The 13,704-nt window shown below is 66.8% G+C and carries 10 protein-coding genes and 3 pseudogenes; 6 read left to right on the top strand and 7 right to left on the bottom strand.

From position 1 onward, the window contains the following. Positions 1-39: 39 nt before the first annotated feature. Complete coding sequence (gene hsaA, locus QAD21_RS04125; protein WP_065629140.1) at positions 40-1,224, bottom strand: 3-hydroxy-9,10-secoandrosta-1,3,5(10)-triene-9,17-dione monooxygenase oxygenase subunit; 1,185 nt, start codon at positions 1,222-1,224, stop codon at positions 40-42. A 225-nt stretch (positions 1,225-1,449) separates the two neighbouring features. On the opposite strand from hsaA, the gene QAD21_RS04120 reads away from it, so the two are divergent. From QAD21_RS04120 to QAD21_RS04110, 3 genes and pseudogenes are all read left to right on the top strand, one after another. After that, the gene (locus tag QAD21_RS04120) at positions 1,450-2,688 is read left to right on the top strand and encodes a Rieske 2Fe-2S domain-containing protein (protein ID WP_068971143.1); all 1,239 of its coding nucleotides are present in this window, start codon (positions 1,450-1,452) and stop codon (positions 2,686-2,688) included. Positions 2,689-2,713: 25 nt separating this feature from the next. Next, the gene (locus tag QAD21_RS04115) at positions 2,714-3,112 is read left to right on the top strand and encodes a hypothetical protein (RefSeq protein WP_065629138.1); all 399 of its coding nucleotides are present in this window, start codon (positions 2,714-2,716) and stop codon (positions 3,110-3,112) included. A gap of 135 nt (positions 3,113-3,247) precedes the next feature. Further along, positions 3,248-3,764 (top strand): annotated as a pseudogene (locus QAD21_RS04110) (NlpC/P60 family protein). Here QAD21_RS04110 and QAD21_RS04105 read toward each other — a convergent pair. Then, the gene (locus QAD21_RS04105) at positions 3,739-4,254 is read right to left on the bottom strand and encodes a hypothetical protein (protein WP_280360557.1); all 516 of its coding nucleotides are present in this window, start codon (positions 4,252-4,254) and stop codon (positions 3,739-3,741) included. The pseudogene QAD21_RS04110 and the gene QAD21_RS04105 overlap by 26 nt on opposite strands. 206 nt (positions 4,255-4,460) lie before the next feature. On the opposite strand from QAD21_RS04105, the pseudogene QAD21_RS25305 reads away from it, so the two are divergent. Together QAD21_RS25305 and QAD21_RS04090 are read left to right on the top strand one after the other, a co-directional pair. Then, positions 4,461-5,254, top strand: a pseudogene (locus QAD21_RS25305) (VOC family protein). A 176-nt stretch (positions 5,255-5,430) separates the two neighbouring features. Next, positions 5,431-6,966, top strand: coding sequence for an MFS transporter (locus tag QAD21_RS04090; RefSeq protein WP_068971140.1), 1,536 nt, complete (start codon positions 5,431-5,433; stop codon positions 6,964-6,966). A gap of 129 nt (positions 6,967-7,095) precedes the next feature. Here the strand turns inward: QAD21_RS04090 and QAD21_RS04085 are convergent, their stop codons facing one another. Together QAD21_RS04085 and QAD21_RS04080 are read right to left on the bottom strand one after the other, a co-directional pair. Then, positions 7,096-8,340, bottom strand: a complete 1,245-nt coding sequence (locus QAD21_RS04085; RefSeq protein WP_280360555.1) for an HNH endonuclease signature motif containing protein — start codon at positions 8,338-8,340, stop codon at positions 7,096-7,098. A gap of 201 nt (positions 8,341-8,541) precedes the next feature. After that, positions 8,542-9,694, bottom strand: a pseudogene (locus tag QAD21_RS04080) (TDT family transporter). A gap of 102 nt (positions 9,695-9,796) precedes the next feature. Here QAD21_RS04080 and QAD21_RS04075 point away from each other — a divergent pair. Continuing rightward, complete coding sequence (locus QAD21_RS04075; RefSeq protein ID WP_083229332.1) at positions 9,797-10,714, top strand: LysR family transcriptional regulator; 918 nt, start codon at positions 9,797-9,799, stop codon at positions 10,712-10,714. Between the two features lie 35 nt (positions 10,715-10,749). Here QAD21_RS04075 and dmpG read toward each other — a convergent pair whose 3' ends face one another. From dmpG to QAD21_RS04060, 3 genes are all read right to left on the bottom strand, one after another. After that, the gene (gene dmpG, locus QAD21_RS04070) at positions 10,750-11,844 is read right to left on the bottom strand and encodes a 4-hydroxy-2-oxovalerate aldolase (protein ID WP_068970498.1); all 1,095 of its coding nucleotides are present in this window, start codon (positions 11,842-11,844) and stop codon (positions 10,750-10,752) included. Beyond that, positions 11,841-12,746 carry an acetaldehyde dehydrogenase (acetylating) gene (locus tag QAD21_RS04065; protein ID WP_068970497.1) on the bottom strand — a complete coding sequence of 302 codons (906 nt, stop codon included), beginning with the start codon at positions 12,744-12,746 and terminating at the stop codon, positions 11,841-11,843. The genes dmpG and QAD21_RS04065 overlap by 4 nt, the downstream gene beginning before the upstream one ends. A gap of 65 nt (positions 12,747-12,811) precedes the next feature. Then, on the bottom strand, positions 12,812-13,600 hold the full coding sequence (locus QAD21_RS04060) for a 2-keto-4-pentenoate hydratase (protein ID WP_068970496.1): 789 nt from the start codon (positions 13,598-13,600) through the stop codon (positions 12,812-12,814). Between the last annotated feature and the right edge of the window lie 104 nt (positions 13,601-13,704).

Here is a 13,704-nt window from a genome sequence, read left to right as displayed (position 1 = left end):
CTGCTCCCTGAGGAGCGAGCTTGCGAGCGTCACGAAGGGTCACACCATCGTGTCGCCGATGGGAATCCCGAACTCGCCGTTGCCGAATGCGACGTAGGCGCGCTCCGGGTCGTTCGCGGCGTGCACGCGGCCGGCGTGGGCGTCGCGCCAGAAGCGCTGGATCGGTGTCCCGTTCTCCAGGGCGTGGGCGCCCGAGTTCTCGAAGAGCCGATCGATGGCGGCGATCGCACGTCCGGTCGCACGCACCTGGTCGCGTCGAGCGGACAGGCGCAGTTCCATCGGGACCTCCTCGCCGGCGAGGATGAGGTCGTACTCGGCCTGCAGGTTGCCCGACAGCTGGCGCCACGCGGCGTCGATGTCACTGGCGGCCTCGGCGATCCGGACCTTGGCGAACGGATCCTCCTTGGCCTTCTCGCCCGCGTAGGCGGCCCGGACCCGCTTGCCCTGGTGCTCGACGTGGGCGCGGTAGGCGCCGTAGGCCATGCCGACGATCGGCGTCGCGATGGTGCTGGGATGAATGGTGCCCCATGGCATCTTGTAGACCGGCGCGGTGTTGCGCTCCAGGCCCGGGCTCTGCCCCATCGACATCGTGCGCATGCTGAGCATGCGGTGCCGGGGCACGAACACGTCCTTGACCTCGATGGTGTTGGACCCGGTGCCGCGCAGACCGACGACGTTCCACACGTCCTTGATCGTGTAGTCCTCACGCGGGATCAGGAAGCTGACGAAGTCGACGGGCTTGCCGTTCTTGATGACCGGACCCCCGACAAAGACCCAGTCAGCAGTCTCGCAACCCGACGACCACGCCCACGAACCGTTGACCTTGTAGCCGCCGTCGACGACCTCACCCATGCCCATCGGCGCGTACGACGACGAGATCCGGACGTTGGTGTCCGAACCCCACACGTCTTCCTGCGCCTGCTGGTCGAAGAGGGCGAGGTGCCAGTTGTGGACGCCGATGATGCCCGACACCCAGCCGGTGGACCCGCAGGCCGACGCGATCCGGCGGACCGCTTCGTAGAAGGTGACCGGGTCGACCTGGTAGCCACCCCACTGCTCGGGCTGCAACAGCCGGAAGAAGCCGGCGGTCTCGAGGCTCGAGACGGTCTCGTCGGGGATTCGACGCAGATCCTCGGTCGACTGCGCACGCTGCTCGAGTTCCGGGAGCAGGACGTTGATCTTCTCCAGGACCTGCTCGGCGGCTTCGCTCCGTTGTGCTGGCATCTCGCCTGCTCCTACTCGTCTCTCCTCGGCCGGACGAGCCGGCCGCTGTACCCATCGAGTTCGAGATTAGAACACGTTCTCATTTCTGTCGAGGACTGGGACTTTATGCCCATGTACAGGCCCGATCGGTGTTCGGGACGACGATCGGGCTGACAAATCTGAAACGTGTTCTAGTATTGGGTACAGTTCTTCGACGCGACACCAGCCACAGACAGGAGAGGGCACATGTCTTCAGGACCCGAGACGATGACCCCGAGCAGCCCCGGCACGCCGAGCGCAGCCGTCGCCTCCGACGGGGCCGATGTGGGTATCCGGGAGATCGACACGGGTGCACCGCCCACCCGGTTCGCGCGCGGCTGGCACTGCCTCGGCCTGCACGAGGAGTTCGACGACGGCAAGCCCCACTCCGTCACGATCTTCGGCACCAAGCTGGTGGTCTGGGTCGACACCAAGGGCGAGGTGAACGTGCTCGACGCGTTCTGCCGGCACATGGGCGGCGACCTCTCCCAGGGCAAGCTGTCCGGTGACAACGTGGCGTGCCCGTTCCACGGCTGGCTGTGGAAGGGCAACGGACGGTGCGCCGGCGTGCCCTACGCCAAACGCAACCCGAAGCTCGCCAAGACGCGCTCGTGGCCGTCGATGGTCCGCAACGGCCAGATCTTCGTCTACAACGATCCCGAGGGCAATCCGCCCCCGGAGGAGTGCATCATCCCCGAACTCGAGGAATTCGGGTCCGACGAGTGGACGCCCTGGACCTGGAACCGCATCGTGATCGAGGGGTCCAACTGTCGCGAGATCATCGACAACGTCGTCGACATGGCGCACTTCTACTACGTGCATTTCGCTCTTCCGGATTACTTCAAGAACGTCTTCGAGGGTGAGATCGCCGCGCAGTACATGAATTCGCACGGCCGGCCCGACGTCACCCTCGGCACCAATTACGGCGACAGCCGCCTCGAATCGATCGCGGCGTATTACGGCCCGTCGTACATGCTGAACCCGATGATCCAGTACTACGGCGGCTACGCGGTCGAGACCATCCTCACCAACTGCCACTACCCGATCGACGAGAACTCCTTCGTTCTGATGTACGGCGTGATGGCCAAGGTCCCGGACGGCCTGACCGCCGAACAGGCGTCGAAGATGGCCACCAAGATCAGCGCCGGCGTCGAGGTGGGCTTCCTTCAGGACGTCGAGATCTGGAAGAACAAGACCCGCATCGACAATCCACTCCTCGTCGAGGAGGACGGCCCGGTCTACCAGCTCCGCCGCTGGTACGACCAGTTCTACGTCGACAAGGCCGACGTCACCGACGAGATGACCGGCCGGTTCGAGTACGAAATCGACACCTCCAAGGCCCTCGAGAGCTGGAACGAGGAGATCCAGGAGAACCTGCGCCGCCAGGAGGCCGAGAAGGCTGCGGAATCCACGGCGTCGGAGACCACGGAGAAGGCCGAGGTCTGACGTGACCCGGGCGGCAGGGGTTCGGATGGCAGGGGCTCCCGGGGGTTCCGACCGTTGGGCGAAGGCGCCCGACTTCCAGAACGATCCGGACCGGCTCGCCCGGGTTCACGAGGCCACCCGCCGCGACCGCGAGCACTACCTGCAGGGTGGGATGCGCGAGATCGAGTGCCGGGCATGCCACGCCTGTGTGCTGGTGAAGAAGACCAGTTCGTTCCACACCAGCGTGCAGTGGAACGCCGACGCCCGGGACCGCTGCCTCGGCCTCGAGCAGATGCGCGCCGGCGGCGACGACGGGAACGGCCCGCTGCTGCCCGGAGCGATGATGCCGACGTGCGCCCGGCTGTCGGCGAGCATCGACCACGGGGTCACCGAGGGCATCATCCCGGCCGAGTCGCCCGCCACCGATCCCGACGGCTACTGGTGATCGGTTAACCGGAACTGCAGCACCATTAGATAACACAAGGCTCAGGCATCACACCGGTCACACGTTCGTCACTCCTGGGGAACGATCGACGACACGCCGTCCCGCCTCGGCCAAGCTGTCGTCATGTCCGTTTCGATGACGCGCGCCAGGCGCGTGACCTGCACCATCGCACTCACTGCCGCGTTGTCGGTCGGCGTTCCCCTTGCCGGCTCCCCACTCCTCGACACCGGTCACGCCGCGGCCGCGGGATCGTCGGATTCCTCCGGGTCGGTCCCGATCTATCTGCCGATCCCGACCACCGTCGGCCTCAACGCGCTCGGGGCGGCGATCACCCAGATCGGCAAGCCGTACAAGTGGGCCGGCGTCGGCCCGCATTCGTGGGACTGCTCCGGGCTGGTGCGGTGGGCGTTCTACACGACCGGCGTCCAGCTCCCCCGGACCAGCCAGCAGCAGGCGAAGGTCGGACACGCGATACCGTTTCGCGCCCTGGCACCGGGCGACATCATCATCTTCGGTCGCGACGCCGGGCACGTCGGCATCTACGCGGGCGCCGGTCGGGTGTTCAACGCCTACGGCCCCAACGGCGTCCCGGATCGGCTTCACGAAGTTGAAGGACATGGGCTACATCAAGACGATTCGTCGGTTCGGTTGATCTCGACTCGGTCGGCGGCACCCGCACGCGGCCACACGGTGCTCAGCACCCAGAATCCGACGACGACCAGGAGCAGGATCGCGACCACGACGGTCCCGATCAGTCCGTAACCCGCCTGCATGTCGGGGAGGTCGGCGTCGAGCGCCTCGGACACGCGGTCGGAGAACAGATGCGCGGCGGGGTCGCTCAGCGTGCGGATGCCGACGACGAGCACGATGACCGACGCCAGCCCGATGAGGCCGATGGCGGACGGGCGCAGACGTGGGCGCCACCAGCCGAGGGCGGCGACCACCGCGATCACGGCACCGAGCACCACCACGCTCAGGCCCGGGCGGCCGGTGTTGTCCTCGAAGAAGAACGCGACATCGTCGTCGCTGGCGCCCAGGATTGTGACGCGTCCCAGCCCGGTGATCGACGGCTTCACGCCCTCATCGGTACTGCCCCACTGCACCTGTGCCAGGAGCACCAGCAGCAGACCACCCCCCAGCATCGTCGCCACGCGAGGCCGCGGAGTCGTTCGACCGTCCCTGCATGCTTGGTCATCCGATCAGGGTGCCATGAGCCGACGTCGGTGGATATGAGTCGGACTATCCGCAACGCCGTCCGCGACCGATGAGTTTGCGCGACCCTGCCAGTCAGAAGTTCCGACGGGCAGTCGTCCACCAGTTCACGCGGAGCAAGAAAGAGGACCCAGCAATGGCCGAGTATGCAGCCCCCTCCGGGGCACCGATCTGGTTCGACCTGATGAGCAGTGACACCGCAAGGGCCGAGGAGTTCTACGGCGCGATCTTCGGCTGGGAGGCCGAGGCCCCCGACGAGGAGATGGGCGGTTATCGGAACTTTCACAAGAACGGCAAGCGGGTGGCCGGGCTGAGCCCGGTGATGGAAGGCGCCGGGCCGCCCGACATCTGGACGGTGTACCTCCACACCGAGGATGCCGACGCCACGGTGAAGGCCGTCGAGTCGGCCGGGGGCTCGATCATGGTGCCGCCGATGGCCATCGGCGAGGAGGGCACGATGTTGATGGCCTTCGACACCGCGGGGGCGGCGATCGGGTTCTGGCAACCGAAGAATCACAAGGGGTACACCGAGTTCGGCGAGCACGGCACGCCCTACTGGTTCGAGTGTCAGAGCATGGACTACCCCAAGTCCGTCGAGTTCTACCGGACCGTGCTCGGCGCGCGCATCGAGGAGATCGGCACCGGTGGCGACCCGGACGCCGTCGGGCCCGACAGCTACGGCCAGATCTTCTACGGCGAGACGTCACACGCGGGGATCATGGACTCGGTCAAGCTCTTCCCGGCCGGGTGCCGTCGTTCTGGCAGGTCTACATCACCGTCGACGATGTCGCGGCCACGGTGAAGCAGGCCAAGTCGCTGGGCGCGGAGATCCTCATGGCCGGCGAGGACACCCCATACGGGACGCTGGCCGCGATCAAGGATCCGATGGGCGCCCTGATCTGTCTGGGACATCCGCCCGCCGGCATGTGACGCGCAGCCGCGGTAGGGCTCGGTGCGCACCGAGTCCTACCGCGCAGGTCATCGGCGGCGTCAAACGTTCATCCCGCCGCAACGCGATGGCCGACGGCACCCTGTAGCGTCCGACTTCCACAGACACGATTCACCGTCATATCGCGTGGAACTCGTCGGCGTAGAACAGGATTCGCATGTCGGCACACGATTCGGCCGTCCCTCCCGCCTCCGTGCAGAGCTACCTCGACGAGGTCCCCACCTGGCGAGACGGCACACCCGCCACCGCAGGCGCGATGACCGCCATGCAGAAGCGGATCTGGCTTTTGGCCTCCGCAGGCAAGTTCCTCGAGGGCATGATCGTCTTCATGGTGGGCGTGGCCCTGCCGTTGATCATCGACGAATTCGGGCTCAGCTCAGCCCAGTCCGGCGTCGTGACAGCCGCGCCGCTGCTCGGCATCATGGTCGGCGCGTCGGCCCTCGGCGGACTGTCCGACCGGTGGGGTCGCCGCCAGATGTTCTTGGCCGAGATGATCCTGTTCACCGCCTTCCTGGTCGGCGTCACGGTCAGCACCGGCTTTCCGATGCTGGTGGTCTGCCTCATCGGCATGGGACTGGCGTTGGGTTGCGATTACCCGACCGCCCACACCATGATCTCCGAGACCATGCCGACCAGCATCCGGGGTCGAGGAGTGCTGGCAGCGTTCGGTTTCCAAGCCGTCGGCGCACTCGCCGGAACCCTGGTCGGAGTGATCATCCTCGGCAATCGCGACGAGTTGTCGGACTGGCGCTGGATGTTCGGTGTGGCGGTCGTACCGTCCGTACTGGTGATCGTCGGCCGGCTCTTCGTTGTGCAGAGCCCGCACTGGCTCCTCGGGACGGGCCGGGTCGACGAGGCGGAGTACGAACTGAAACGCCTACTGGCTCGCCGACCGCAGTACCCGACCACCGTCACCCTCACGCGCCACGACGGATCCGGGTCCGGCGCCACCTCGACCACCGATGTCACGGCACTCTTCCGCCGACCCTGGCGACGATCGACGATCCTGGCCTCGATCCCGTGGTTCCTCCAGGACCTCGGGACCTACGGGATCGGCATCTTCACCCCGACGATCATCGCCGCGACGATCGGGACCGCCGCTGCGAACGACTCGACCGTCAGCGGCGTCGTCGCCGACGACCTGCACGGCACCGAAGGCGCGGTCCTCATCGATGCCTTCCTGCTCATCGGCATCGTGCTGGCGATCTACCTGGTCAACAGGTTCGGCCGAATCCGGTTGCAGGTCTTCGGTTTCCTCGGCTGTGCGGTCGGATTGGTGATAGCCGCCGCATCCACCCTGCTCGACGGCACCCTGCAGATCATCCTCGTCTTCGTCGGCTTCATGCTGTTCAACCTCATGACCAACGTGGGTCCGAACTCCATGACCTACCTCCTCGCCGGCGAGGTCTTCCCCACCTCGCTGCGCGGGACCGGCGCGGGCGTCGCCGCCTCGGTCGCCAAGGTCGGCGCAGTTCTCACCGCCTTCCTGTTCCCCATCCTCCTCGACGCCTGGGGAACGGCGATCATCGTGCTCCTCCTGGCCGGAACGTCGATGCTGGGCGCGTTCGTCACGTGGACCTTCCGAGTCGAGACCACCGGACTCAGCCTGGAGGACGTGGACCGGATGCATGAGGCACCGGTGCAGACGGGGCCCGCGCACACTTCGCAACCCGCGCCCACCGGAATTTCGTAGCGCGAAGGCGCGCCACCGGACAAACCGATTCTCGCTACGAGATCCCGGCGGGCGGGTCTTTCACACTATGGAGTTGTCAAAGGCCGTGTGGCGCCGAGGTCGACGCCCGAGGGTCTGTGGGCGGGGCGCCTAGACGAGGGCGTCGTCGAGTCGCATGGTGCGCCGGTTGTAGGCGGGTCGGGGTAGGCGTTTCGGGTCGATGTCGGCCGGTGGGATCAGCCACGGATGCCGGTCAGGACCCATCACCACCTGCCAGCCGTGGTGATGGACCTGGGTGTGACAGCGTTGACAAAGCAGGCACCCGTTGTCCAGATCGGTGGGGCCGCCGTCGGCCCAGTGGACCAAGTGGTGAACTTGCGTATGCGCTTCTGGCGCAGCGCATTTCACACAACACCGATCGCGGACGATGATCGCCTGCCGCAGGTGATGCGGAAACAACCGCTTCGTGGTGCCCATCCGCAACGGCACCCCTTCGTCGTCGAGGACGATCTCGGCCACCCCGCCATCACACGACAACCGGCGCGCCGTCGACCCCGACACCGCCCCGACCCACGGCAGGCGTGCCGGGTCAGCGCCGTCGGCAGGGATGGTGACCAGGAGTTGGGTGCGGGGTGCGCCGGCGGTGGTCATCGCCGCGCCGATTGCAGCTTGATCCAACAACAGTTCCAGTGCATCTGCTCGGCGCTCGGCCGCGCCTCGACGGTCGGCGGCGCCGTCGGGTTCGGGACGCGGACAGGACCGTTCGTCGATCATGGACACGAACTTCTCCCCGATCACCGCGGTCACATCTGCGGTGATCGCGACCCGACCCTCCTCGGTGATGTGGGTGTGCACGGTGTTCAGCGACGCGTCATCGGCCGCCTCCACGATGCTGGGGTCGGTGTCGGCGACCCGCTGGGTGATCCCGCGGGCGTGGCCGTCGATCTCGGTCGGGGTGGCGCCGGAGAATGCCTGCGCAAGCAATTCGCTCTCATATCCGCAGCGCTCGTCGTCGGACAGCGCTGTGGCAGAACGTTTGTCGATGAGCGCTAACCCGCGGATCACCGCGTCGACACATTCGGCAGACAGATAGCCCTCGGCGGCACAGTCTCCGACCTTCGGCACCGACTCCACTCCGCCGGCGATGCGCACATAGCGGTGCGCGGCCGCGGGCGGAATGCCCATCTCGATCAGTGCGTTCCGTGTGGTCGACCCCGCACGCACTGACGCGCCAGATGCGTCGAAAAGCGCTACATGCACGGCGATCTGGTGATCCAGCACGTTGCGTAGCACACGCAACTCGTCGAGCCGCTCGTGCAGGGCGCGGCCACTACCGTCGTCGGGTGGTGACGGCAGGGAGATGAGGGTGTCACGGAGCTCGGTGATCGAGGGCATGACACCAAGCTACTCGCAATCACGTTCGACGACGAGATTTCTCCACAGCCCTCATCGTCATCGAATCCTGTTGCAAAGCAATCATTGTTGCTCGTGCCCCAGCGGTGGACCGTGGTGGACTGTGGTGAACAGAAACCCCACCAGTCACAGCAGCTAAGACGTCCCGTGCGGGTGCACCAAGACGCTGAATTCAGCGGACCTCTACTTCACGGGGACCAGAGGAGCGCGGCGAAGTTCTCCCGACACCACCCCGCGGACCGTGCGAACCGCCACCACGCTCCATGCCACCACGAGGACTGCGAACCCGGCGACGGCCACGACCTCGAAGGCCGTCCCGCCGACGGTGAGGGCCAGCGCACTCGAACCCGTGACGTAGGTGCCGAGGGGGAAGGTGAACGCCCACCAGGTCATTGCGAACGGCATCCCCGACCTCAGGGTCCGCGCGGTGAGCCGAGCAGCCACACCGATCCAGAGGGTCGCTGCCACCCAGACGGCGAGGCCATAACCGACCGCGAACGAATGCAAGGTCTCAGCCATGGGCGCGTCGACGACATGGGGTGCGACGTGGGCCAGCAGGCACGCCGCGGTGACCGATTGGCCGAGAGGTCCGAGGACGATCCACCAGGTGGGGACCATGTGCGCGGCGCCGACGTCGCCGGTGCGCAGCCGCGACGCCAGCACCCACAGAATGGGGAGCGAGGCGAGTGCGGCCAGCACGAACATCGCGCAACCGATCCCCATCACCACATGCGACGCCCAACCAGCGGACAACTGCGGGGTGAGCACCGCGGCCGCCGACGCCGAGACCATCGGGGGGACGACCGGCATCAACCAGCCGCCGAACGCCTCACCAACCGTCGCGCCCGACGATGAGATGCTGGTACGGGATGACCACGGCGGTGACGACCCCGCCGATCGTGCCGACGACCCAGCACACGAGGTCGATCCCCAACGCCAGATCCCGGCCGATCACCGTCGCTCCGACGACCATCGTGCTGGTCCCGACCGTCATGATCGCCATCGGCACCGCCCCGTAGAAGTGGGCGACGACGCGGTGGGCGTGATGACCGCGGGCGACCTCCGGGTCGCGGACCCAGTGCCGGACCGTGGCGACCAGCACGAGGCCGAACACCGCGCAGGCCAACAGCCAGAAAACGGTTGCCACCTCCGCCAGACCCGTGGGCTGCCAGGGCAGGCTGTGCGCGGCGATCGCGATGATCCCCGTGCCCATCACCGCGGCGAACCAGTTGGGCGGCACGTAGGAGGCGCGACGCCGCCCCACCCCGCGGGCTGTCGCGGTCCCGAGGTCCGGTGCTGCGAGTCCGGCGGAGGCAGTGGTCGTGGTCATGTTCATCACGTTCCCGCGAAACCCACGACGCCGGTAGGACCCGAATCCTTGGCAGGATACAACCGCCGTTTGTACCCGGGGTACCACCGATGCTTGTACCCTCGAGCGATGGTGCTGAGTCCGCGGATGCCCGACCTCGCGTCGCTGGAGACCCTGCAGGCAGTGGTCGGGACGGGCAGCCTCAACGCCGCCGCGACCCAACTCGGCGTCACCCAGCAGGCGGTGTCAGCGCGCATCCGCGCCATGGAGACGCAGCTCGGCGTCGCCCTGCTGACACGCACACCGCGCGGATCGGTGCCCACCCAGTCCGGGCGACTCGTCGCCGAATGGGCCGACCGCCTGCTGACGTTGGCCGGCGAATTCGACGCCGGGCTGGCCGCACTACGCCTCGAACGACGTGACCAGCTACGTCTGGCCGCCAGCCTGACCGTCGCCGAGCACCTCCTCCCCCGCTGGCTCGTCTCGTTCGCCGCTCAGCATCAGCCCGCTCCCAAGGTGTCGTTCACCGCGACCAACTCCGATCACGTGTACGACCTGGTCCGTGCGGGGGACGTCGAACTGGGTTTCGTGGAAGGGTCCCGCATCCAGACCGGTCTGCGCAGCCGGACCGTCGCGCGCGACGAGCTGATCCTCGTCGTACCGCCGGGTCATCCGTGGACGCGGCTGCGGCGGCCGGTCACGGCCGCCGATCTCGCCCGCACTCCATTGGTGACGCGTGAGGAGGGCTCGGGCACCCGAGAGTTTCTCGAGCGCGCCCTGACCAGGACCCTCGGCCCCGGACGAGAGGCCGCGCCACCCGTCCTGGAACTGTCCACGACGGCGTCGGTGCGGGCAGCGGTGATCGCCGGCGCCGGCCCGGCGGTACTCAGTGACCTCTCGGTCGCCGACGACCTCGGCCACCGGCTCACCCACGTCCCGATAACCGACCTCGATCTCGCCCGGCCGCTCCGCGCCGTGTGGCTCTCGGGCCCACAACCGACCGCCGGCGCCGCGCGCGACTTCCTCGCGCACATCGGCCGGAGCTGAGCGGCAACCGGCGACGACCCCAGCCGGATTTCTGCTCAGACCCCCGCGTTCGCGTCCTGCTTCTTCTTGAGCTCGAGCGCGATGTCGATGAGCTGGTCCTCCTGGCCGCCGACCAGTTTGCGGCTACCCGCCTCGAGGAGGATCTCCGCCGCCGAGACGCCGTATCGTTCGGCATGACCCTCGGCGTGCTTGAGGAACGAGCTGTAGCACCCGGCGTAACCCATCATCATCGCGGAGCGGTCGACCAGGCACTCCGACGGCATGGCCGGACGGACGACATCCTGTGCGGCGTCGGCGATCTTCATGAAATCGACGCCCGTGGTGATGCCGAGCTTGTCACACACACCCACGAAGGCCTCGGTGGGCGTGTTGCCGGCCCCTGCCCCAAAACGCCGGATCGAGCCGTCGATCTGCTGTGCGCCCGCGCGGATCGCGTTGACCGAATTGGCGACCGCGATGTCGAGGTTCTCGTGCCCGTGGAAACCGACCTGCGCGTCGTCGCCGAGTTCGGCCACCAGGGCCTGCACCCGAACGGTCACGTCCTCGAGGACCAGCGCACCGGCGGAGTCGACGACGTACACACACTGACACCCCGCATCGGCCATGATGCGGGCCTGTTTGGCGATGACCTCCGGAGGCTGGCTGTGGCTCATCATCAGGAACCCGACGGTCTCCAGGCCGAGATCGCGCGCGAGTCCGAAGTGCTGGATCGAGACATCGGCCTCGGTGCAGTGCGTCGCGATGCGGCAGATCTGACCGCCGTTGTCCTGCGCCGCGCGGATGTCGTCCTTGGTGCCCAGCCCCGGCAGCATCAGGAAGGCGATCTTCGCTCGCTTCGCTGTTTCGGCGGCGGCTTTGATCAGCTGCTGCTCAGGGGTTTTGGAGAAACCGTAGTTGAACGACGAACCGCCCAGACCGTCACCGTGGGTCACCTCGATGACCGGCACCCCGGCCTCGTCGAGTGCGCCGACGATGGCACGCACCTCCTCTTCGGTGAACTGGTGACGTTTGTGGTGGCTGCCGTCCCGGAGCGACGAGTCCGTGATGCGGATGTCGAGGGTGTCGGAGTACTTGCGCGCGTTCGCCATCAGCTTCGGGTCGCGCGGTGTCAGAACCACATTGGTGCTCATGCCGGGACTCCCAACTTCGTTTTTGCGATCTCTTCGCCGACCTTCGTGGCGGCAGCGGTCATGATGTCCAGATTCCCGGCGTACGGCGGGAGGAAGTCCCCCGCACCCTCGACCTCGACGAAGATCGACACCCGGGCGTGTCCGCCGTTGAGGACGCTCGGCGGGTCGAACTGGGGATCCTGCAGCAACCGGTATCCCGGCACATAGGCCTGGATCTCCTTCTCCCGCCGGTGGATCGACTCGGCGATCGCATCGGTGTCCGCATCCTCGGGGATGGCACAGAAGATGGTGTCGCGCATGATCATCGGCGGATCCGCCGGATTCAGGATGATGATCGCCTTGCCGCGCTGCGCGCCGCCGATCGTCTCGACACCCGCCGAGGTCGTCGCGGTGAACTCGTCGATGTTCGCGCGGGTGCCCGGCCCGGCCGACACCGAGGCCACCGACGCGACGATCTCGGCATATGGCACCGGCACAATCGAACTCACGGCATGCACCATCGGGATGGTCGCCTGCCCGCCGCACGTGATCATGTTGGTGTTCGGCGCGTCGAGATGCTCGCGGAGATTGGCCGGCGGCACTACCGCGGGGCCAACCGCGGCCGGGGTGAGGTCGACGGCGATGATGCCCGCCTCCTCGTACTTCGGTGCGTACTCGCGGTGCACATAGGCCGAGGTCGCCTCGAAGATCAGATCCGGACGTTCCGCCGACGCCAGCAGCTCGTCGGCACCACCACTCATCGTGATGAGGCCATGATCGGCCGCGCGCTTCATGCCCTCGGAGGCGGCATCGATGCCGACCATCCAGCGCGGCTCGATCACCTCGGAGCGCTCCAGCTTGTACATCAGGTCGGTGCCGATGTTGCCCGACCCGATGATCGCTGCGGTCAGCTTGGCTGCCACGGGTTCCTCCTCTTGCTCGGTGTGAAAGTTGTTCAGGACTCGGTGAAATCGAGGGACACTTCGTGTCAGGTGAAGTCGAGGGTGACGCTGCCCAGACCGGCGAAGTCGGCCACGAAATGGTCACCCGATGCGATGTCGATGGCCCGCGTCGCGGTGCCCGGCAGGATCACGTCGCCCTTGCGCAGGCGCACGCCGAAGCCCTCGACCTTGCGCGCGAGCCAACTCACGGCATTCAGCGGATGACCCAGTACCGCAGACGAGTTGCCCTTCGCCACGATCTCGCCGTTGCGCGTCAGCGTCGCCTCGATGTCGCCGGTGTCGATCTCGGAGATCGGTACGCGTTGCTGTCCGAGAATCCAGCCACACGACGACGCGTTGTCGGCGATCGTGTCGCACAGGGTGATCTTCCAGTCCTTGATCCGCGAGTCGATCAGCTCGATCGAGGGCACCACCCACGCGACCGCGTCGATCACGTCCTCATTGGTGCAGCCCTCGCCCGGCAGGTCCTCGCCCAGGATGAAACCGACCTCGACCTCGACGCGCGGGAAGCAGAGTTTCTTGGCATCGATCGGAGTGTGCTCGAAGTACTGCATGTCGTCGAGCAGATGACCGTAATCCGGTTCGTCGACGCCCATCATCTTCTGCATGGCCTCGGAGGCCAGGCCGACCTTGTGTCCCGCGACCTTCGCGCCGGCGTCGAGCCGCTTACGGATGTTGATCAACTGGATCTCGTACGCGTCGACCACGTCGAGTTCGGGGTGGGCGTCGGTGGGGCGGTCGATGGCGGTCGCCGTCGCCTCCGCCCGCGCCAGATCGGCTGCGATCTGCCCGCGAATCCCCTGCTCAACCGTCATCGTGCCCTCACCTTCCGCATGTGAACGTGTTCTAGTTTAGAACACGTTGCAGTCTCCGGGCAGTCCTCGGTCCGATCGTCGTGCATTTGGAGGCGTGGCCGAGA

The organism is Gordonia sp. SMJS1 (assembly GCF_029866425.1).
Taxonomy (GTDB): domain Bacteria; phylum Actinomycetota; class Actinomycetes; order Mycobacteriales; family Mycobacteriaceae; genus Gordonia; species Gordonia hongkongensis.
This window is presented reverse-complemented; position numbering and strand designations above follow the sequence as displayed.